Here is a 20,834-nt window from a genome sequence, read left to right on the forward strand (position 1 = left end):
TCTGATGATGCTGAGCTATGAGCTGTTAACGGGGATTTCGACGGGTGTCTTGAGAACTCGTGTGCAAGAAATACTGATATCTGGATGGCGATGTGGCAATTACCCCACTGTTTTTCTTGACTCAAACATTCCTTGGGCGCAGCTCGATAATGCGCAGCGCTCATGGAATTTTCACATACATAGCTGGGACATGCTAGATGCTCCGTTAGCAGCCTATTCAGCTGAGCAACAGCCCGAGCTACTCATTCTTTGTGTGAACATCGCTTTAGACTGGTCTGCTCGTTATGGCTCTGGGCCCAAGTCGGATACGCCCTTCGCTTGGTACGACATGGCGGTAGGTCTGCGTGCCTATCGTCTGGCCTATCTGCTTGACGCGGCCCGTGCGGCGCAGGTGCTGTCAGCCCAGGAAGATGCGCTGCTTTGGGAGGCTTTGCTGGCTCATCAGGCTTACCTAGTCGAGGATGCGAATATCGCCTTCCATAGCAACCATGGTTATTACCAGGTGGCTGGACAGCTGGCCATGGGGCGGCGCTTTAGCGCTCAGTCGCCGCTTATGGCGCAGGCTCATGCTCAGGGCAAGGCGCGCCTTCGACTCATGCTGGAACAGCAATTCGCCGCCGATGGGGTGCACCGGGAGCATTCGCCGGACTATCACCGCATGGTCTATGACACTCTAAGCGGGTTGATCGGCAGCGGCCTAGTGGCAGACCCCGATTTGATCGAGTTGTCCGAGCAGGTGGAGCAGGCGTTGGCCTGGTTCGTGTTGCCCAATCGGCGCCTGGTCAACTTCGGCGATTCTGACTATCGGGACATCTCTCGGAGCACAAAGCAGGCTGAGAGCGAATGGCGTGCCCCGGCTATGCGGTGGCAGGCCTCCGCTGGTATGGTCGGGAAAAGTCCGGGCAGTGGTCTCAAGCGTTTCGAGCAGGGCGGCTACTTCGTTTACCGACAACCTGTAGCAGGTTTCACAGAGCAGGCGGCCTATCTGGCCCAGACCGCAGCTTTCCATTCACGCACCCACAAGCATGCCGACGACTTGTCGTTCTTCTGGTACGACCGCGGCAGCGAGGTGCTGGTCGATGCCGGGCGCTATGGCTATCTAGGTAAGACTGAGCAGGACTCCGATCTTTGGCTCGACGGCCACTGGTACTCGGATCCCAAGCGCGTCTACTGCGAGTCCACGCGGGCGCATAACTGCCTGGAATTCGATGCGAGCAACTACCCGCGTAGAGGGATCAAACCTTACGGTGTCGCCCTGGGACGCAGCCTTGAGTTGCCCTGTGGACTGGTGGCGATGGAAACCGAGTGCCGCCACTTCAAGGGCAACCGCCATGCACGCTTGCTGTTGTTGATGCCGGGTGAGTGGCTGATTGTTTTTGACTGGTTCCACGACAATCTGGCGTCTGCCCACGACGTACGGCAGTGGTTCCATTTGGCGGAAGATTGGCAGCTTGAGAGCCAAGGCAATGGATATAAGGCTGTCTCGGGCAAGACCGGGCAGGGGCTGCAGGTCGCACCCTTGATATCCGGTAGCGCCGCTTCCAGGACTTACTATGGCGAGTCCGAACCGCAGCTGCAGGGGTGGTGGTCGCCGTCCGAGCGACAGCTGCTGCCGAATTTTGCGTTCTGCTATGAGCAGACCGGCACGGTGTCCGGTAGTTTCGCCACGCTGTTCAGCTTCATCGACGGCATTGAAACCGATTTTGTCCATTCGAAGGCCAATGTGTCCGGCAGGCAGATTCGCTTGAAATGGCAGGATAACCTTGCCTCGCACCGTCTGGAGATCGCAAGGCCGGCTGAGGGGGAGCTATTGGTGGATTACTCGCGGCATAACCGAAGCTGATGTCGTTCCCCATATCGCCTTGTACACTGGCACTTTTTAGTAAGTTTTCGAGGTCTGAGCGTGGCCGAACCGCCCTATGAACTGAAACAAAACGACAGTGCGTCGTTGGTAGTCTGGAATCACACCAGTGTCACACCGGAAGTGCGGGCGCAACGTCTCGGCCAGCAACCGCGCTGCATCTGGTTTACCGGTTTGTCGGGTTCCGGCAAGTCAACCTTGGCCAATGCCTTGGAGGTGGCGTTGCAGCGCGCAGGTCTGAAAACCATGCTGCTGGACGGCGACAACGTTCGCCACGGTCTGTGCAAGGATCTGGGCATGAGTGCTGCAGATCGCAGCGAAAACATTAGGCGCGTGGCAGAGGCCGCCAAGCTTATGGTCGACGCTGGGCTGGTCGTGGTAGCTGCGTTCATCTCGCCTTTTCGTGAGGACCGCGCCCGCGCTCGTGAGCTGTTTGCGGAGGAACAGTTCTTCGAAGTCTACCTTGACACCTCGTTGGCGGTGTGCGAGGCGCGCGACCCAAAGGGGCTCTATCGTATGGCGCGTAGTGGAAAGATTACCGATTTCACCGGTATCGATAGTCCCTACGAGGTGCCTGAAAATCCAGAGGTGACGCTGGATACTGCGGTCCAAGACGTCGATGCGCTTGTGGCTCAGTTGCTGGGTGAGGTTTTCCCGGAGCGGTGGCCTTCTTGATCGCAGGTTGTAAGAGTGCTCTAGCCTGGTTGGTGGCTTTCGCTTTCCGACTGTTGCGGGTTGCTCCGCTGCAGGTGCCTGCCTCGATTCTGGCCTCGCTGTGCTCGCAGCTCTTCCAGATAGCGGCCTTCTTGTTGCCGCTAAAGGTCATGATCCTCCTCGGTTCAACGGGGGTGCCGGGGTACTTCCCCCCGGTCATGATCGGCATTGAGCGCGAACGTCTGATCCTGCTTCTCGCCGCTAGTGCACTGATGCTCTATCTGGCGCACTTGTTCATGGATTTCATTGGCGGAGCCTTGGCCCGAGCAGCAAGTGACCGGCTTATCCTGTTGCGTGAGGAGGGTGAAGCATTTGCCAGGCAGCGGAAGGTCGCACTGAGCTCCTATCAAGGGATGGTAACCATCGCCAGCGGTATGGTACTCGCCGTCGCCGTGCTGGGTTTTCTTGGCTTATACAAGCCAGTGCTGCTTGCCGTCGTGTTGGGGTATTTCACTGCTGTCTTCTTGATCGGAGCGCTGGTGTTTGCCTGGTCGCCACTGCTGTTGGAGGCGGCCCAGGGGCAACTGTCGCGCCTCATCGATGTGGTGTCCGCCAGCGGCTTCTTGCTGGTTTTCGGCTACTTGGTCTTCGACTACCTCTATGGCAATGCCCAGGGCTTGCTGCTGGGTATTCTGGCGTTGCTGCTGTGTCGGCAGATGTTCAGTAGGCTTGCCCAGGCGGTGAAAGGTATTGACCGGTTGTATAGCCGACGCGAGCGAATCCTCAGGGTGCTTGGTGAGTTGCAAACTGGTGCGTTCGATGACGAGGATTCCAGCGGCTTTCTCGATGAATCTGAAGACCAGCCGGAACTTCTTGATGGCGAGACTGATGCAATCATTCAAGATCAGCGCGAACCGGTAATACCGTCATTTTTGCGTCTGATCGCGTCACCGCAGTGCCTAGGTTGGGTGAGGGAAGTTTTGGCAGAGGCAGGTGCGTCTGGCGTAGAGCCAGGAATCGAGCAGGTCGAAGCGGGCCGTAGAGGTGAGCTCGCTTTGCATCTGACCTGTCAGGTACCTGAGCGAGCTGCCGAGCATTTTCTGTTTAGGGCTTTCAATCGCCAAGAGACGAAGCGGATGGCGCGCGCCGTGCCACTCTTGGCTGTATATCCGGGAAGCTCAGCGCCGAGACTTCTGAAGGTTTCCGAGCACGACGGTTTCGCAGCCCATCTGTATGAGTGGGCTGAGCAGGCGCGACAGATACTGGATGATCAAACTGTTTATGAGTGCCGCGAGCAGGTTTTTATCGAATCTTGCGTTTGGCCGGTGCCGGATACGCTGACTGCTCGGCACCAGTCGGGCAGTTTGGTCGAACGATGTGGTCCGGTGTTGTGGGCGCGCTGTAACGTCTTTTCAAGGTGGGCTGGTGCAGATGTTCGACACTTGGTGGACGCCTTTGTGACATCGCCCCAGCGTTTACAAAAAAAACTCGAAGCACTGCCTAAGTGCCTTTACAACCCTGACATCGTCACTGGCAATGTCTACGCGCTTGGCTCCTCCCTGCGGGCCGTCAGATGGGAGCGTTGGAGCCTTGAACCGGTAGGCAGTGGCTGGCCGGTCGAGCTTGGACTGGAGCGGCTGGATCAGGCCTTTGCGCGCGCCTGTGAGAGCAGTGAGGCATTGCGGCACCTGTCTCCGTTGCAGGTGCGACTGGCGGCACTGGCCTTCGCATTCGAAGAGCGCTGCGCTCAAGGGCGGTATCTCAGTGCCTTCACTCTGCTCAGGGAGCTCAGTGACACCCTCGATGCTTTGGAGCGGTGACCGGGCGGTTTTGGCTAGCAGAATTTTGGATTTCAGCCATGGCCCGCGGGCCATGGCATAGGGGGCTGTGTGGCGTGTATTGCAATGATTGTCTGGAACGAGTTTCGCAATGACGCTCGTGTGCTAAAGGAAGCGGAGAGCCTGACGGCCGCGGGGCATGCCGTGATCGTGCATGCGCTGCATGCGCCCGGCATCACGCAGGAGCGCGAGGTCGTTTCCACGGGCATCGAGGTGGTGCGTGTCCCTCGCAGTCCGTTCTGGCGCCTGGGCCAGCGTCCGGCTGGTGCGGCCGCTGTTGCAAATCCGGTGAGTGCCGGGCGTATTGGCCGTATGGGTTCCTTCGCGCAGGCACTGCGCATCGCCGCGCGTGCCTGGACCCACCTGGTATTGCTCTGGCGCATGATGCGACTGCGTGCCGACGTGGTGCATGCGCACGATGTGAATACCCTGCCCACGGCGTGGTTGGCGGCGCGACTGTCGGGCGCGCGGCTGGTCTACGACGCCCATGAGATCAGCACCAGCCGCGAAGGCTATTCCAGCTTTAGGAAACTGGTGGCGATAGTTGAGCGGGCCCTGATGCCCAGTGCTGACGGGACCATCACCACCACCGAAGCGCGCGCCAAGTTCTTCGCCCGCGCCTACGGCATCGCCCGTCCTCTGGTGCTGCAGAACCGGCCGCGCGAGCAGCAACTCCTGGCTTCCGAGCGAATCCGCCAGGAGCTTGGGCTCAGCGAACCCTGGCCCATCGTGCTCTATCAGGGTGGAGTGCAGCAGGGGCGTGGGCTGGAGCGCCTGGTGCGGGTTGCCGCCCTGGTGCCGGAGGCCTACTTCGTTTTCATTGGTGGCGGGCGCCTGGATGCCAGCCTGCGGCAGATCGCTCAGGAGCTTCGGCTCGAGAACCGGGTGCGCTTCATCCCAACTGTCGCGCTGGCCGACCTGCCGTCCTATACCGCCTCGGCCGATATCGGCGTGCAACCCATCGAGAATACCTGCCTCAATCACTACACGACGGATTCCAACAAGCTGTTCGAGTACGTGCAGGCAGGATTGCCGGTGGTCGCTTCCGACCTGCCGGAGATCCGCCGCATCGTTAGGCAGCACGATCTTGGCCTGCTGGTGCCGGCCGGCGATAGCGAGGCGCTTGCCGACGCGCTACGGCGCATGGTCGCAGATGTCCGACTTCGCCAGCATCATGCGCAGCGGGCTCGTGCTGCCGCGGCTGCGCTGAGCTGGGAGGTGCAGGAACACCTGCTGGTCGAGCTGTACCGCCGGATTCTCGGTTAATCGAAATCTTCTGTAGATAAGCGAACATGACGATTCTTGCTCACGACGCCAAGGCCAACTACCGTCCCGATATCGATGGCCTGCGTGCTATCGCGGTACTGGCGGTGGTGCTATTTCATATCGAGGCTACCCTGCTGCCGGGAGGCTTTGCTGGGGTCGACATCTTCTTCGTTATTTCTGGTTTCCTGATCACCGGTAACATCATCAAGGATGCCGGCTCGGCTCGGGGCTTCTCCTGGGCTGAGTTCTATCGGCGGCGTGCGCTGCGCATCTTGCCGGTGTTGTTCGTCGTACTGCTGACGACCTTGCTGATTGGGCAACTCATTCTGCTGCCCGAGGATCTGAGCGGGCTGGGTTACTCGTCCCTGGCCGCGGTGTTTTCTGCCGCCAACGTCTATTTCACTTATTTTCTCGATACCAGCTATTTCGCCGATGACAGCAACCTGCAGCCGCTGTTGCATCTCTGGTCGCTGGGGGTGGAGGAGCAGTTCTACCTGTTCTGGCCCATCATCCTGCTCGCCCTGCTGACGCGCTTTACCCGGCGCTGGCTTCTGCCGGTCACTCTGCTGCTGACGCTCGCTTCCTTCATTCTGGCGGAGGTGTTGATTCCCAAGAAGCCGATGTTTGCTTATTACATGTTGCCGACCCGTGCCGGCGAGTTGCTGGTTGGGGCCTTGCTGGCGATCTGGATAAGTCGTGGACATACGGTCATTACCAACTGGGCAAGGCTTTTGCTCGGGCTGGTCGGGGCTGGGTTGATCGTCGCCACCCTGGGCTGGATCACCGAGGATATGGGCTTCCCCGGGATCAATGCCTTGCCGTCTACTTTGGGCGCGGCCTTACTGATATGGGCCGGCAGCGGAAGGGCCGTGGGGGTGAGTAGGGTATTGGCCTTGCGCCCGCTGGTGCTGATCGGCTTGATTTCCTACTCCCTGTACCTGTGGCACTGGCCGGTGCTGGCGTTCTATCGCTACATCTACGGTGTCGTTGGGCCGCTGGCCGGCGTGTTGCTGTTCGGCTTGATGCTGCTGCTATCGGTAGCCAGCTATCGTTGGGTCGAAAAGCCCTGCCGCCAACTGCGTTGGGACTTTCCCCGGGTTATGATGCGGGTTGTCGCGGTCAACGCCGCGGTTTTGTCGCTGCTGTGCGGTGCACTTCTGTTGAGCGGCGGGTTCGGCCTCTATGGCCTAGATGCACAGTATAGGGTGGACTTGAAGCGACTGAGCCCCGCGCCGGCCGCCTATTCCTTTCCCTATGTGTGCCAGCGTGCCCGCTTGAGCGAAGCGGATTTGCAGAGCAAGGCCTGCATCATAAATCCCGAGCGGGAACCCTCGGTGCTGCTGTGGGGCGACTCCAATGCGGCGCACTACGTCGGCATGTTGGGGGCCTTCGCCGAAGCGAGCGGATTTGCTTTCCGCAATGCGGTACACAGCAGCTGTCCGCCTCTGCTGGAAGGGGCTGCGGCCACTCAGAAGCTGGAGATACTGGAACGATGCCTGGCCTCAATCGAGGTGGTTCGCCGGCATCTGGGTAACTACTCTACCGTGATTCTGGGTGCGGCCTGGACTGTTCACGCGCGCAGGAGTGACAACTTCTTCACGGACTTGGAGGCTACGGTCGACTTCCTGGTTGGACAGGGCAAGGAGGTGATCATTCTGGCCCAGGTGCCGAATTTCGAGGTGGTCAATCGCAAGTGTCTGCAGAAGGCGCTGAAGTTGCCGATGCTGACATGCAACGAGAGTGGTCTCGAACGCCCCGGTGTGGTGCAAAACAATGCCCGGTTGTCCGCGCTGGCGGCAAGGCGAGCCAATGTGCATTTCTTCGATCCGCGCGGGCAGCTGTGTCCCAACGGACAGTGCAGCGCCTATCTCGATGGGAGGCTGGTGTATTTCGATGCCAGCCATCTGAGCATGGAAGGTTCCTGGGTCATAGGTCGGCAGATCGTGCGCGCAAAAGGTGTGCCGGACTTCTTTGCTCAACTCGGCGGCGGAGTATTCAGTGTAGGCGCAGCCCCTCTTGATAAGACTCTGCTTGAGCGTGATAAGGCAGTCTTCAATGTCCCGGTAAAGAGCTGGAATTCACTGATGCTTGGTGATTCGTCCCGGCAATGGCGCGGAAATGCCCAGCGTGAGCAGCATGCCGCCGGTATGCGCCTGGCTGATGCCAGCCCGAGGGAGTTTTCGGCCTATCGCTACAGCTTTGCGGTAGACGAACTGTGGGAGTTGCAGAAGGATGCTCCGGTTCGCTTGCAGATGACGCTGGCCTCTTGTACGGATGCGCTGCCTCTGTTGCGCCTGAGGGCCCGGCAGGGCGAGCGCCTGAACCAGTACGATGTGATGCTGGACTGCGCATCGGCCCAGTTGGCGAAGCGCGGCGACAGCGGCGCCGTCAAGGCCGATGTGAGTGCCGCTGACGGTGAGTGGCGATTACAGGTCCAATATGTTTTTCCTGGTGAGTTGGATGCACTGGAGGTGTCCATCTATCCGGCGGTGGGCAAGGAGCTGGGGCGCTACGACGCGGCCGCAACTGGGGTGGTAGTCGTTCGTGATGTCGCTTGGGCCATAGGGTCCGGTCGGAACTGATTGGCGATGCTAGGGGGGCGATCGGCTTCCGATGTGCGGGCGGGGGACCTAAGTCTTTATGTCTAAACGAATATTGCTGCTGACCTTCTTTTACCCGCCCGATTTGTCGGCGGGCTCCTTCCGTGCGCGGGCGCTTGTTGACGCTCTTCGGCGCCGTGCCGGAGCGGTAAAGATCGACGTACTGACAACCCAGCCCAATCGCTATGCCAGTCAGGCATTCGAAGTCGACTCTGTCGAGGAGTCGCCCGGCTTGTATGTGCGGCGCGTGCACTTGCCACAGATGCGCGAGGGTTTCCTCGGTCAGGCGGTGGCGTTCTGGCGATATACGCGCAAGGTGCGTCGTCTGACCGCTGGTCAGGACTATGACCTGGTGGTGGCCACCTCTTCGCGACTGATGACCGCCGTGCTGGGGGGCTGGGTCGCTTACCGCCACAGGGCGCGCCTCTATTTGGATATCAGAGACATCTTCGTCGAGAACCTGAAGGTGCTCTTTCCGGCATTGCTGGCCATGCCCCTGGGCTGGATCTTTGGTGCGCTCGAACGCTGGGCGATAGGGCGTGCACAGCGAGTGAACCTGGTTTCTCAAGGTTTTCTCGGGTATTTCCAGCCGCGCTATCCGGCGCTGCGCTTTCCCGTGTTTTCCAATGGCGTGGACGAGGCCTTTGTGACGTTCGCGGCGGGTGTCGAGAAGTCGTTTCCGCGCCCGGCTGCCGAGCCGCTACAGGTTCTGTATGCCGGCAACCTCGGCGACGGGCAGGGGATGCACCTGATTCTGCCGGAGCTGGCCCGGCGCCTACGCGGGCGTGCTCACTTCCGCGTCGTGGGGGCAGGCGGGCGTCTTGAACCACTACGTGAGGCGTTGCGATCGATGGCTCTGGATAATGTCGAGCTGATTCCTCCCGTGGCAAGGGAGCAGTTGTTGGAGCTCTATCGGGAAGCTGATGTGCTCTTTCTGCACTTGAATGATTACCCCGCCTTCAAGCGCGTGCTGCCGTCGAAGCTGTTCGAGTACGCTGCAACCGGTAAGCCCATATGGGCAGGTGTGGCGGGCTATGCGGCGGAGTTTATCGCTGCCGAGGTCGCCAATACCTCGGTATTCGCACCCTGCGACCCGGAGGCGGCACTCGAGTGTTTCGAGCAGCTAGATATCGGCTTAACCGATCGTTCGGCTTTTGTTCAGCGCTATGCCCGCGAGCGAATCATGGACGAGATGGCGCAGGACATTTTGCAATTGCTGGAGCCGGTCTGATGCGGGTGTTGGTCACAGGAGCTAATGGCCTGGTCGGCATGGCCGTTCTGCGCCGTTTGGGGCGCGAAAGTGGTCTGCAGGCGATTGCAGGTGTGCGTGCGCCGACGGCGGGCAATGTTGATTGCGAGCAACGGGCGCTGGGCGATCTAGCCAAGGGGCCGGTCGATGCCGAGCTGCTGCGTGGGATCGACGTGGTGGTGCACGCCGCGGCGCGGGTGCATGTGATGCAGGAGCGTGCGCAGGATCCGCTGGCGGCTTTCAGGGCGGTCAACGTGGAGGGTACGCGAGCCCTGCTTGAGGCGTCGGCCCAGGCCGGTGTCCGGCGCTTCGTCTTGGTCAGTTCGATCAAGGTCAACGGCGAGGCCAACGCGCCGGGCAGGCCTTTTTCCGAGGCTGATGAGGCCAGCCCTCAGGACGCCTATGCGTGCTCCAAATGGGAGGCGGAGCAGCTGGTGCAGGCATTCTGCGAGCAGCATGGCATGGAGTGGGTGGTGGTCCGCCCGCCACTGGTATACGGGCCCGGGGTGCGGGCCAACTTTCGGCGTATGCTCCAGGCGCTCGCCCGTGGCTTGCCGCTGCCGCTGGGGGGGCTGCATAACAAGCGCAGTCTGGTGGCGCTGGAGAACCTGGCCGATTTTCTCGTCTGCTGCGTGAGCCACCCGTTGGCAGCCAATCAGCGGTTCCTGGTCAGCGATGGCCAGGATCTGTCCGTTACCGAGCTGAGTCGAAAGCTCGCTGCCGCGCTCGACTCGCGTTCCTGGCTGGTGCCGGTCCCGCGCGCCTGGCTGAGTGCCGGCCTGCATCTGCTGGGGCGTGGGGCTGCGGCACAACGTCTGTGCGGTGAGTTATGGGTGAATAGCAGCAAGGCGTGCTCCCTGCTGAATTGGCAGGCGCCGCAGGGCGTAGATGACGCATTAGCCGCCACCGTGAGGGATTTCGTTCGGGAGTGCAGCCGATGATGCCGTTATGGCTGCTGGGTGTGCTGCTGGTGTCCTGGGTGCTGACCGGGGAGGTGCGTCGTTATGCCCTGGCGCGCAGTCTGCTGGATGTGCCCAATGCGCGCAGCTCGCATGCGGTGCCCACGCCACGCGGGGGCGGGCTGGCCATCGTGCTGGCGTTTCTCGTTGCGCTGCCGCTGCTGGCGCTGGAGGGCGTGCTGGCCTGGTCGGGGATGTGGGCGCTGCTGGGCGGTGGCGCCTGGGTGGCGGCACTGGGCTTTCTCGACGATCACGGCCATGTCGCCGCGCGCTGGCGTCTGCTCGGGCATTTCATCGCCGCCGGTTGGGTGTTGCTCTGGCTGGGTGGTTTGCCGCCATTGCAGGCGGGCGATGTGACCCTGGAGCTTGGTTGGTTGGGGCAAGGGCTGGCGTTGGTCGGCCTGGTATGGTTGCTCAATCTCTACAACTTCATGGACGGGATAGACGGTATCGCCGCGGTGGAGGCGATTTGCGTGTGCCTGGGGGGGGCGCTGCTCTATGTACTGCTCGGGTATCCGGCGTTGGTCTGGACGCCGTTGGCACTGGCGCTGGCGGTGTTGGGTTTCCTGTACTGGAACTTTCCGCCAGCGCGTATCTTCATGGGCGATGCCGGCAGTGGTTTTCTCGGGCTGGTCCTCGGCGGGCTGGCATTGCAGGCAGCCTGGGTGGCGAGCGAGCTGCTCTGGGGCTGGCTGATCCTGTTGGGGGTATTCGTGGTGGATGCCACCTGGACCCTGCTGCACCGTCTGCTGAGGCGCGAGCGGGTGTACGAAGCGCATCGTAGCCATGCCTATCAGTTCGCCTCGCGTCGTTGCGGACGGCATCTGCCGGTCACGCTTGCCGTGGCGCTGCTGAATCTGTTCTGGCTGCTACCCTTGGCCGTTTGTGTAGCGCTCGGTTATCTGAATGGCGTCGTCGGGCTGCTTCTGGCCTATAGTCCGTTAGCTTGGCTGGCTCGACGATTCGAGGCGGGGGCGGCGGAGTAGCTTCTACGCCGTTTATCGCAGCTGTATGCGTGGTTCTGGCGTTAGGGTGTTAAGTGGGGCGATATAGGGTCTATGGCCTACCATTGGACTATTGAGAGGAATGGATGACAGATAAGCTGCGCAAGGCGTTGGTCAAATTGCCGCGACGCTACAAGCGCCTGTTACAGGTAATGGTGGATATCGGCCTGGTCTGGCTGGCATTGTGGCTGGCGTTCGTGGTGCGCCTCGGTTTCGACAAGCGTATCGAGCCCTGGGGCGATCACCTCTGGTTGTTCGCGGCGGCTCCGCTGATCGCCATCCCCTGTTTCATCCGCCTGGGTATGTATCGTGCGGTGATGCGTTATTTCGGCAACGATGCGCTGTTCGCGATATTCAAGGCGGTTTCTCTTTCTGCTCTGACCTTGGCCCTGGCGGTCTATTGGTACCGCGAACCGCCTGCGCTAGTGCCACGTTCGCTGGTGTTCAACTACTGGTGGCTGAGCCTATTCATGATCGGCGGGCTGCGCCTGCTGATGCGCCAGTACTTTATGGGCGACTGGTACGTGGCGGCTCGGCGGATGCCGTTCATCAACGCTCTGCCGCCTCAGTCGCTGGTGAAAGTGGCCGTCTACGGTGCCGGTGCGGCCGGCAATCAGTTGGTTGCTGCCTTGCGTATGGGCCGTTCCATGCAGCCGGTGGCATTCGTCGATGACGACGACAATATCGCCACGCGTATCATCGCCGGCCTGCAGGTCTACAAGCCCAAACATATCCAGCAGATGATTGAGGAGACCGGGGCGCAGGAAATCTTGCTGGCGGTGCCCTCGTTGTCACGTGCTCGTCGTCGCGAAATCCTCGAAGATCTCGAGCGCTATCCGTTACATGTTCGGTCGGTGCCGGGGTTCATGGATCTGGCCAGTGGTCGGGTGAAGGTCGACGATCTGCAGGAGGTCGATATCGCCGACTTGCTCGGACGCGATCCGGTGCCGCCGAATCAGACCCTATTGGAGCGCTGTGTTCGCGGCCAGGTGGTGATGGTCACCGGTGCCGGCGGGTCAATTGGTTCCGAGCTGTGCCGGCAGATAATCGCCACTGGCCCCAAGGTTCTGGTGTTGTTCGAGCACTCGGAATACAACCTCTACAGCATTCACACTGAGCTGGAGCAGCGTATTCAGCGTGAATTTCTGTCCCAGCAACTGGTGCCCATTCTGGGGTCGGTGCGCAATTCCGGGCGTTTGCTGGACGTGATGCGCACCTGGAGTGTCGATACGGTCTACCACGCGGCGGCTTACAAGCATGTGCCGATGGTCGAGCACAACATCGCCGAGGGGGTGCTGAACAACGTGATGGGCACGTTGTATGCCGCGCAGGCGGCGATACAGGCCGGAGTCGAGCATTTCGTGCTGATTTCCACGGACAAGGCGGTGCGGCCGACCAACGTGATGGGCAGCAGCAAGCGTTTGGCAGAGATGATTCTGCAGGCGCTAAGCCGCGAAACTGCTCCGATGCTTTTTGGCGAGGACGGGGTGCATCGAGTCAACAAGACGCGATTCAACATGGTGCGTTTCGGCAATGTGTTGGGGTCGTCCGGCTCGGTAATTCCGCGTTTTCATGATCAGATTCGCCGTGGCGGTCCGGTTACGGTTACACATCCCAATATCACCCGCTATTTCATGACTATCCCTGAGGCTGCGCAGTTGGTGATCCAGGCAGGAGCCATGGGGCAGGGGGGGGATGTGTTCGTGCTGGATATGGGGGCGCCGGTCAAGATTCTTGATTTGGCTGAGAAAATGATTCACTTGAGTGGCTTGAGTGTACGCTCGGAGCGTAACCCGCACGGTGATATCGCCATCGAGTTCACCGGTCTAAGGCCTGGGGAGAAGCTCTACGAGGAGCTGCTGATCGGCGATAACGTCAGCGAAACCGAGCACCCGATGATTATGAGGGCCGACGAGGAAATGTTGCCTTGGGATATCTACAAAGGTGTTCTGAAGGAGCTGCTGATATCTGTGGAGTGTGATGATTATGATCGGGTCCGTCAGTTGCTGCGTGAAACCGTGAATGGGTACGTGCCAGACGGCGAAATTGTCGATCACATTTACATCCAGCGCCGAACCGATGCATGAGAGGTAGTTTGACAATCTGAGAGTAGCGTCTAATTTTTCCCTCGTGGAGCTTGGAAGTCCCACATGGATCAACTTACGACAAGGAAAGCACATCATGCTGAAAGCCCGTCTTTCTTCCCTGCTGTTCGCTGTTCTCGCTTCTCTCTCCATGGCTGCCACCGCGGCTGAGTCTCCCAAAACCGAAAGTGCCAAGCCTGCAGCAGTGCAGTCTGCACAGGTGGCCACCGTCAATCTGAACACTGCCGATGCAGCGACCCTGCAGAAGGAGCTGGCAGGTATAGGTGCGACCAAGGCGCAGGCGATCGTTGCCTACCGTGAGGAGCATGGCAACTTCACTTCGGTTGACGAGTTGCTGGAGGTCAAGGGAATTGGCCCGGCAACGCTGGAGAAGAACCGCGACAAGTTGAGCGTGAACTGACACCAAGTGGTGTTGCTATTGAGGCCGGTCTTTGACCGGCCTTTTTCGTTTTGGGAATAGTTACACGAGTTATTACGATTTTTCAGATCTGCTGGGGCTATCTTGGTGCGAAAGCCAGGGATTATGCGTGATCCGATGCTGCTAGTTGCCCGGGACGCAGCTCCAGAACGGTGGGGAGGGCATGAGCTGGGACGGGATTCCTGATTAGAATCCGCAGGCAATAAAAACCAGCGCTAGGCTGGGTTCTTGAATTTGGCTCCGCGGCTTGGACTCGACAGCGAAGCTGAGCGCGCTTTAGCGCAGCCCCAAAGGGGGGAGCGAATAACCTGGGGCGTAGTCCCTGGTGAGAGTCCAACGCATACAAAAAAGCCCCGGATCAACCGAGGCTTTTGAATTTGGCTCCGCGACCTGGACTCGAACCAGGGACCCAATGATTAACAGTCATTTGCTCTACCGACTGAGCTATCGCGGAACAACGGCGCGTATGTTACTGATTAAAAAAGAGAAGTCAACACTCTGCTGGGACTTTCGTGTGCAGGGTGCGCTGTGCGCACCGAGTGCATCGACCCTTGGTGGTTAGGCTTTCTTGAGCCCCTACTGGAATACCCCGCTCTGATAGACATCCCCCGCTATGCTTGGACTACCCACTTAATAGTGCTCATAAAAAAACGCCGGCTGTAAGCCGGCGTTTTCTTGGGTGTCGCTGAAACTTAAAGAACGGCGTGAATTGCGCGGGTGACGCTGTCCAGGTTGCCGTTGTTCAGCGCGGCGACGCAGATACGGCCGGTGCCGACGGCGTAGATGCCGAACTCTTCCTTGAGGCGCTCGACCTGCTCAACGGTGAGACCGGAGTAGGAGAACATGCCGCGCTGCTCGGCGACGAAGCCGAAGTCGCGCTTGGCGCCCAGGGCCGCCAGCTGCTCGACCATGGCCAGGCGCATGCTGCGAATGCGCTCGCGCATTTCACCCAGCTCGGCTTCCCACATGGCGCGCAGCTCGGGGCTGTTGAGCACGCTGGCGACCACGGTGGCGCCGTGGGTCGGCGGGTTGGAGTAGTTGGTGCGGATCACGCGCTTGAGCTGCGAGAGCACGCGGGTCGACTCTTCGCGGCTGCTGGTGACCAGCGACAGGGCGCCGACACGTTCGCCGTACAGCGAGAACGACTTGGAGAAGGAACTGGAGACGAAGAACTCCAGGCCCGACTCGGCGAACAGGCGCACGGCTTCGGCGTCCTGGTCGATGCCATCACCGAAACCCTGATAGGCGATGTCGAGGAAAGGCACGTGCTCGCGCTCGCGCAGTACTTCCAGCACGGCTTTCCAGTCTTCCAGCTGTAGGTCGACGCCGGTGGGGTTGTGGCAGCAGGCGTGCAGCACAACGATGGAGCGGGCCGGCAGGTTGCGCAGGTCTTCGAGCATGCCGCCACGGTTCACGCCATTGCTGAACGGATCGTAGTAGCGGTAGTTCTGCACCGGGAAACCGGCGGATTCGAATAGGGCGCGGTGGTTTTCCCAGCTCGGGTCGCTGATGGCCACGGTGGCGTCCGGCAGCAGGCGCTTGAGGAAGTCGGCACCGATCTTCAGTGCGCCGGTGCCGCCCAGGGCCTGGGTGGTGATCACGCGGCCGGCTTCGATCAGGGCTGCGCCCTTGCCGAACAGCAGTTCCTGCACGGCCTTGTCGTAGGCGGCGATGCCCTCGATCGGCAGGTAGCCACGCGGAGCATGGGCCTCGATGCGAGCCTTTTCGGCTTCTGCGACGGCGCGCAGCAGCGGAATTCGCCCCTCCTCGTTGTAGTAGACGCCCACGCCAAGGTTGACCTTGGTGGTGCGGGTGTCCGCGTTGAATGCTTCGTTGAGGCCCAGGATGGGATCGCGCGGAGCCATTTCGACGGCAGAGAAGAGACTCATGATGGGTGCGGCAGCTCGAGTGAGGGGTGGGTGGCCAGACGCCCCGCGTAAACAAAGCGCTAGGGGGCGCGTAAACGGGGCGTTAGTATAACGACCCTGAACTCAGGGGGCGACAGCGCAAAGCCCTGAATTAAGGCCTTTTGCCAGGTAATTCGACTCTACTTGGACCTATCGCCAGATCGCCCCGCAATTCATGGCTTTTGACGCAGTCCGAAGGGATGCGTCACAGCCATTTGTCGAGGTGCTGCATGTCCGAATTTCAGTTGGTGACCCGCTTCAAACCGGCCGGCGATCAGCCCGAGGCGATCCGGCAGATGATCGAGGGGCTGGAAGCCGGGCTTTCGCACCAGACCTTGCTGGGCGTGACCGGCTCGGGCAAGACCTTTTCCGTGGCCAACGTGATTGCCCAGGTGCAGCGGCCGACTCTGGTGCTGGCGCCGAACAAGACCCTGGCGGCGCAGCTGTATGGCGAGTTCAAGGCGTTCTTCCCGAACAACGCGGTGGAGTATTTCGTCTCCTACTACGACTACTACCAGCCGGAAGCCTATGTACCGTCGTCGGACACCTTCATCGAGAAGGATGCCTCGATCAACGATCACATCGAGCAGATGCGCCTGTCGGCGACCAAGGCGCTGATCGAGCGCAAGGACGTCATCGTGGTCTGCACCGTGTCGTCGATCTACGGCCTGGGCAGCCCCGAGGAGTACCTGAAAATGGTGCTGCACCTCGACCGTGGCGACAAGATGGACCAGCGCGCGCTGCTGCGCCGCCTGGCCGAGCTGCAGTACACGCGCAACGACATGGATTTCGCCCGCGCCACCTTCCGCGTGCGCGGCGACGTGATCGATATCTTTCCGGCGGAATCGGATCTGGAGGCCATTCGCGTCGAGCTGTTCGACGACGAGGTGGAGAGCATCAGCGCTTTTGATCCGCTGACCGGCGAGGTGATCCAGAAGCTGCCGCGCTTCACCTTCTACCCCAAGAGCCACTACGTCACTCCGCGCGAAACCCTGCTGGAGGCGGTGGAGCAGATCAAGGTCGAGTTGCAGCAGCGCCTGGAGTACCTGCGCGGGGCGAACAAGCTGGTGGAGGCGCAGCGCCTTGAGCAGCGCACGCGCTTCGACCTGGAGATGATCCTCGAACTGGGCTACTGCAACGGCATCGAGAACTACTCACGCTACCTGTCGGGGCGTCCGGCCGGTGCGCCGCCACCGACGCTGTACGACTACCTGCCGGACGATGCGCTGCTGGTGATCGACGAATCCCACGTTTCGGTGCCACAGGTCGGCGCCATGTACAAGGGCGACCGTTCGCGCAAGGAAACCCTGGTCGAATACGGCTTCCGTCTGCCCTCTGCGCTGGACAACCGGCCGATGCGTTTCGAGGAATGGGAGGCCGCCAGCCCGCAGACCATCTTCGTCTCCGCCACGCCGGGGCCTTACGAGGCCGAGCATGCCGGGCGCGTGATCGAGCAGGTGGTGCGCCCCACCGGTCTGGTCGACCCGGCAGTGGAGGTGCGACCGGCGCGCACTCAGGTCGACGACCTGCTCTCGGAAATTCGTCTGCGTGTGGCGGCAGGGGATCGCGTGCTGGTCACCACCCTGACCAAGCGCATGGCCGAAGACCTGACCGACTACCTGGGTGACCACGACGTCAAGGTGCGCTACCTGCACTCGGACATCGACACGGTGGAGCGGGTGGAGATCATCCGCGACCTGCGCCTGGGCACTTTCGACGTGCTGGTGGGCATCAACCTGCTGCGCGAGGGCCTGGATATGCCCGAGGTGTCGCTGGTGGCGATACTCGATGCGGACAAGGAGGGCTTCCTGCGTAGCGAGCGTTCGCTGATCCAGACCATTGGTCGCGCGGCGCGTAACCTCAACGGCCGAGCGATTCTGTACGCCGACAACATGACCGGCTCGATGCAGCGCGCCATTGGCGAGACCGAGCGGCGCCGCGCCAAGCAGATCGCCTTCAACGAGGCCAACGGCATCGTGCCCAAGGGCGTGCAGAAGGACGTCAAGGACATCCTCGAAGGCGCCGTGGTGCCGGGCGCGCGCAGCAACAAGCGCAAGGGCATGGCCAAGGCGGCGGAGGAGAGCGCTCGCTACGAGAGCGAGCTGCGCTCGCCGAGCGAGATCACCAAGCGCATTCGTCAGCTGGAAGAGAAGATGTACGCCCTGGCGCGTGATCTGGAGTTCGAGGCCGCGGCGCAATTGCGTGACGAGATCCAGAAGCTGCGCGATCGCTTGTTGCAGGTGTAGCGCCGTCCGTCCGGCTACATCCTGCTTGTGGCTTCGTAGGAGCCCGCTTGCGGGCGATCTGCCGGACTCGAGCAGGCTCCTACATTCGAGTGGTGTCAATGCGCCGCGCCACCACTGGCCATGTTCTGCGGCAGCTTTCGCGTCAGCAGGATCGCCAGCATGCTCACGCCCAGGGCGATGCCGATGAAGTGGAAGGCATCGTTGTAGGCCATGATGGTCGCCTGCTCATGGACGATCTGGCTGAGCCTGGCCAAAGCTGCCTGCTCGCTGCCCAATGTCCGGGTCAGCAGCTGCAGACGCTCCTCGACCTGCGGGTTGGTTGGCACGATGGATTCGCGCAGGTAGTCGAAATAGACCTTGGCGCGGGCATCCAGCAGGGTCGCGAGCAGCGCGATGCCAATGGCGCCGCCGAGGTTGCGCAGGATGTTGAACAGGCTGGAGGCCGAGCCGGCATCCTGCGGCAGGATGTAGGCGGTGGCGATCAGCGACACGGTGACCATCACCAGCGGCTGGCCAAGTGCGCGGATGATCTGGATGTGCTGGAACTGCTCGCCGGCGAAGTCCGGGTTGAGCACACCGGAGAAGAAGCTCGCCGCGCCGAACAGGGCGAAACCCAGGGCGCACAGCCATTTCGGCGAGATGACCTTCATCAGCTTGGGCACCAGCGGAATCAGGAACAGCTGCGGCACGCCCATCCACATGATCACTTCGCCGATCTGCATGGCGTTGTAGCCCTGGATCTGCGCCAGGTAAAGCGGCAGCACGTAGATCGAACCATACAGGCCGACACCGAGGCCCAGGCTGGAAATACTGGCCAGGCCGAAATTGCGCTCGCGCAGTACGCCGAGGTTGATCAGCGGGTTGGGCCGCGACAGCTGCAGGATCACGAACAGGATCAGGCTGACCAGCGCCACGCTGCCGAGGCCGACGATCAGGTGCGACTCCAGCCAGTCCTTGCGATGGCCTTCCTCGAGAAATACCTGCAGGCAGCCCAGGCCCAGGCCGAGGGTGACGATGCCGGCGTAGTCGGTGGTCTTCAGCAGCTCCCAGTGCGGCGCCTTTTTCTCCAGGCCATAGAGCAGCCCGGCGATCATGATCAGGCCTGGCGGTACGTTGATATAGAAGATGTATTCCCAGCCCCAGTTCTCCGTCAGCCAGCCGCCGAGGGTGGGACCGATGGAGGGGGCGAAGGTGGCGGTGATGGCGAACAGGGCCATGCCCTTGGCGCGGTGGTGCTCGGGTAGCTTGATCAGCGTCATGGTGAACGCCAGCGGGATCAGCGCGCCGCCGGTGAAACCCTGCAAAGCACGGAACACGATCATGCTTTCCAGGCTCCAGGCCAGGGAGCACAGCAGCGAGGCGATCAGAAAGCCCACCGATACCCATACCGCCAGGCGCCGCGCCGAGAGCAGCTGCACCAGCCAGGCGGTCAGCGGGATCATGATGATCTCGGCCACCAGGTAGGAGGTGGAAATCCACGAGCCTTCCTCCAGGGTGGCGGACAGCGCGCCCTGGATATCCTTCAGCGACGAGTTGGTGATCTGGATATCCAGTACTGCCATGAAGGCGCCGAGCATAGCGCTCATCACCGCAATCCAGTCGCGGCGGCTGGGCTCCGCCGTGGGGCGGATCAGCGCATCACCCGCCATGGCTTTCGTCGCTGCGCAGATCCACCGTGACTTCCACCGACATGCCGGGGCGGATCAGTCCACGCAACGGATTGTCGGCAGCGAAGGTCAGCTTGACCGGGATGCGCTGCACCACCTTGGTGAAGTTGCCAGTGGCGTTGTCCGGCGGCAGCAGGCTGAATTGCGCGCCGGAGGCGGCGAACAGGCTGTCGATGCGGCCTTCGATGGGCGTGTCGGGATAGCTGTCGAACAGCAACTCGGCCGTCTGCCCCGGATACATGCGGCCGATCTGAGTTTCCTTGAAGTTGGCCTGGATCCAGATGTCCTGATCCGGTACCAGCGACAGCAGGTAGGCGCCGCTTTGCACCACCTGGCCTTCACGCGCCGAGCGCTGGCCGACCATGCCGCTGATCGGCGCGTGAATTTGCGTGCGCGAGAGATTGAGGTCGGCCTGCTCCAGGTCGGCCTGGGCGGAAAGAATCAGCGCATCCAGACGCTTGAGCTCGGCTTCCAGGCTGGCGACCTGCTGACGCTGAGCCTGCAGATCGGCCTGGGCCTTGGCCACTTGCGAGCGGGCCACGCGGTTGTCGGCGGCCAGTGTGGTGACGCGTTCTTCGGAGACGTAACCCGGCTTGCGCAGGGTCTGGGCGCGGCCGAGATCGAGCTTGGCGCGTTCGAGCGTGGCCTGGCTGGCGGCAACCTCGGCCTGGCTGGCCGCGATCAGGCTGGCCTGCTGGTCGAGCTTGCTCTGCGCCTGGGCGCGCTCGGCTTGATGGGTCTGCAAGGCGGCGAGGGCGCGCTGGCGAGCCAGGCGGAAGTCGGCGTCCTCAAGTACCGCCAGCAACTGACCAGCCGCCACGTGCTGGTTGTCGCGCACCAGCACCTTGTCGATGCGCGCATTCAACTGGCTGGAGACGCGGGTGATCTCGCCCTGTACGTAGGCGTTGTCGGTGCTCTCGTGGTAGCGGCCGACCATCAGCCACTGGGCGAGCAGGGCGCCGACGATCAGCGCCAGCAGGATCAGGAAGACGAGAAGACGGCGTTGCAGTTTGGCGGGCATGCTTGCGGCTCGGGTGTGCTCGGGAAAATGTAAGCAAAT

14 protein-coding genes and 1 tRNA gene are annotated in these 20,834 nt (G+C 61.3%); 11 read left to right on the forward strand and 4 right to left on the reverse strand.

Translation table 11 applies throughout. From position 1 onward, the window contains the following. Window positions 1-7: 7 nt before the first annotated feature. The 10 genes from L1F06_RS08930 to L1F06_RS08975 all read left to right on the forward strand — a co-directional run bounded on the left by L1F06_RS08930 (window position 8) and on the right by L1F06_RS08975 (window position 13,936). On the forward strand, window positions 8-1,843 hold the full coding sequence (locus L1F06_RS08930) for a heparinase II/III domain-containing protein (protein ID WP_177491248.1): 1,836 nt from the start codon (window positions 8-10) through the stop codon (window positions 1,841-1,843). 60 nt (window positions 1,844-1,903) lie between these two features. Next, window positions 1,904-2,536: an adenylyl-sulfate kinase gene (cysC, locus tag L1F06_RS08935; protein WP_129483556.1), complete on the forward strand. Its 633-nt coding sequence runs from the start codon at window positions 1,904-1,906 to the stop codon at window positions 2,534-2,536. After that, complete coding sequence (locus L1F06_RS08940) at window positions 2,524-4,335, forward strand: hypothetical protein (protein WP_129483555.1); 1,812 nt, start codon at window positions 2,524-2,526, stop codon at window positions 4,333-4,335. Before cysC ends, L1F06_RS08940 begins: the two co-directional genes overlap by 13 nt. A gap of 84 nt (window positions 4,336-4,419) precedes the next feature. Further along, window positions 4,420-5,619, forward strand: coding sequence for a glycosyltransferase family 4 protein (locus L1F06_RS08945; RefSeq protein WP_129483554.1), 1,200 nt, complete (start codon window positions 4,420-4,422; stop codon window positions 5,617-5,619). A 26-nt stretch (window positions 5,620-5,645) separates the two neighbouring features. Further along, window positions 5,646-8,201 (forward strand): acyltransferase family protein, encoded by a 2,556-nt coding sequence (locus tag L1F06_RS08950; RefSeq protein WP_129483553.1) that lies wholly within the window; start codon window positions 5,646-5,648, stop codon window positions 8,199-8,201. Window positions 8,202-8,259: 58 nt separating this feature from the next. After that, a complete protein-coding gene (locus L1F06_RS08955) occupies window positions 8,260-9,450 on the forward strand; it encodes a glycosyltransferase family 4 protein (protein ID WP_129483552.1) in 1,191 nt (396 codons plus the stop codon). Further along, on the forward strand, window positions 9,450-10,409 hold the full coding sequence (locus L1F06_RS08960) for an NAD-dependent epimerase/dehydratase family protein (RefSeq protein WP_129483551.1): 960 nt from the start codon (window positions 9,450-9,452) through the stop codon (window positions 10,407-10,409). The genes L1F06_RS08955 and L1F06_RS08960 overlap by 1 nt, the downstream gene beginning before the upstream one ends. Continuing rightward, window positions 10,406-11,413 (forward strand): MraY family glycosyltransferase, encoded by a 1,008-nt coding sequence (locus L1F06_RS08965; RefSeq protein WP_129483550.1) that lies wholly within the window; start codon window positions 10,406-10,408, stop codon window positions 11,411-11,413. The genes L1F06_RS08960 and L1F06_RS08965 overlap by 4 nt, the downstream gene beginning before the upstream one ends. Window positions 11,414-11,517: 104 nt before the next feature. After that, entirely contained in the window at window positions 11,518-13,518 is a 2,001-nt protein-coding gene (locus L1F06_RS08970) for a polysaccharide biosynthesis protein (RefSeq protein ID WP_129483549.1), read from the forward strand. A gap of 94 nt (window positions 13,519-13,612) precedes the next feature. Then, entirely contained in the window at window positions 13,613-13,936 is a 324-nt protein-coding gene (locus tag L1F06_RS08975) for a ComEA family DNA-binding protein (RefSeq protein WP_129483548.1), read from the forward strand. 396 nt (window positions 13,937-14,332) lie between these two features. Here L1F06_RS08975 and L1F06_RS08980 read toward each other — a convergent pair. Next, window positions 14,333-14,408 (reverse strand) — tRNA-Asn (locus tag L1F06_RS08980). Window positions 14,409-14,646: 238 nt separating this feature from the next. After that, on the reverse strand, window positions 14,647-15,843 hold the full coding sequence (locus L1F06_RS08985) for an amino acid aminotransferase (RefSeq protein ID WP_012018960.1): 1,197 nt from the start codon (window positions 15,841-15,843) through the stop codon (window positions 14,647-14,649). Between the two features lie 248 nt (window positions 15,844-16,091). On the opposite strand from L1F06_RS08985, the gene uvrB reads away from it, so the two are divergent. Continuing rightward, window positions 16,092-18,107 carry an excinuclease ABC subunit UvrB gene (gene uvrB / locus L1F06_RS08990; RefSeq protein ID WP_003243597.1) on the forward strand — a complete coding sequence of 672 codons (2,016 nt, stop codon included), beginning with the start codon at window positions 16,092-16,094 and terminating at the stop codon, window positions 18,105-18,107. Window positions 18,108-18,202: 95 nt separating this feature from the next. Here uvrB and L1F06_RS08995 read toward each other — a convergent pair whose 3' ends face one another. Further along, window positions 18,203-19,756: an MDR family MFS transporter gene (locus tag L1F06_RS08995; RefSeq protein WP_129483547.1), complete on the reverse strand. Its 1,554-nt coding sequence runs from the start codon at window positions 19,754-19,756 to the stop codon at window positions 18,203-18,205. Continuing rightward, the gene (locus L1F06_RS09000) at window positions 19,746-20,795 is read right to left on the reverse strand and encodes an HlyD family secretion protein (protein WP_129483546.1); all 1,050 of its coding nucleotides are present in this window, start codon (window positions 20,793-20,795) and stop codon (window positions 19,746-19,748) included. The genes L1F06_RS08995 and L1F06_RS09000 overlap by 11 nt, the downstream gene beginning before the upstream one ends. Between the last annotated feature and the right edge of the window lie 39 nt (window positions 20,796-20,834).

The sequence above is a fragment of the Pseudomonas hydrolytica genome (genome assembly GCF_021495345.1).
GTDB classification, from domain to species: Bacteria; Pseudomonadota; Gammaproteobacteria; order Pseudomonadales; family Pseudomonadaceae; genus Aquipseudomonas; species Aquipseudomonas hydrolytica.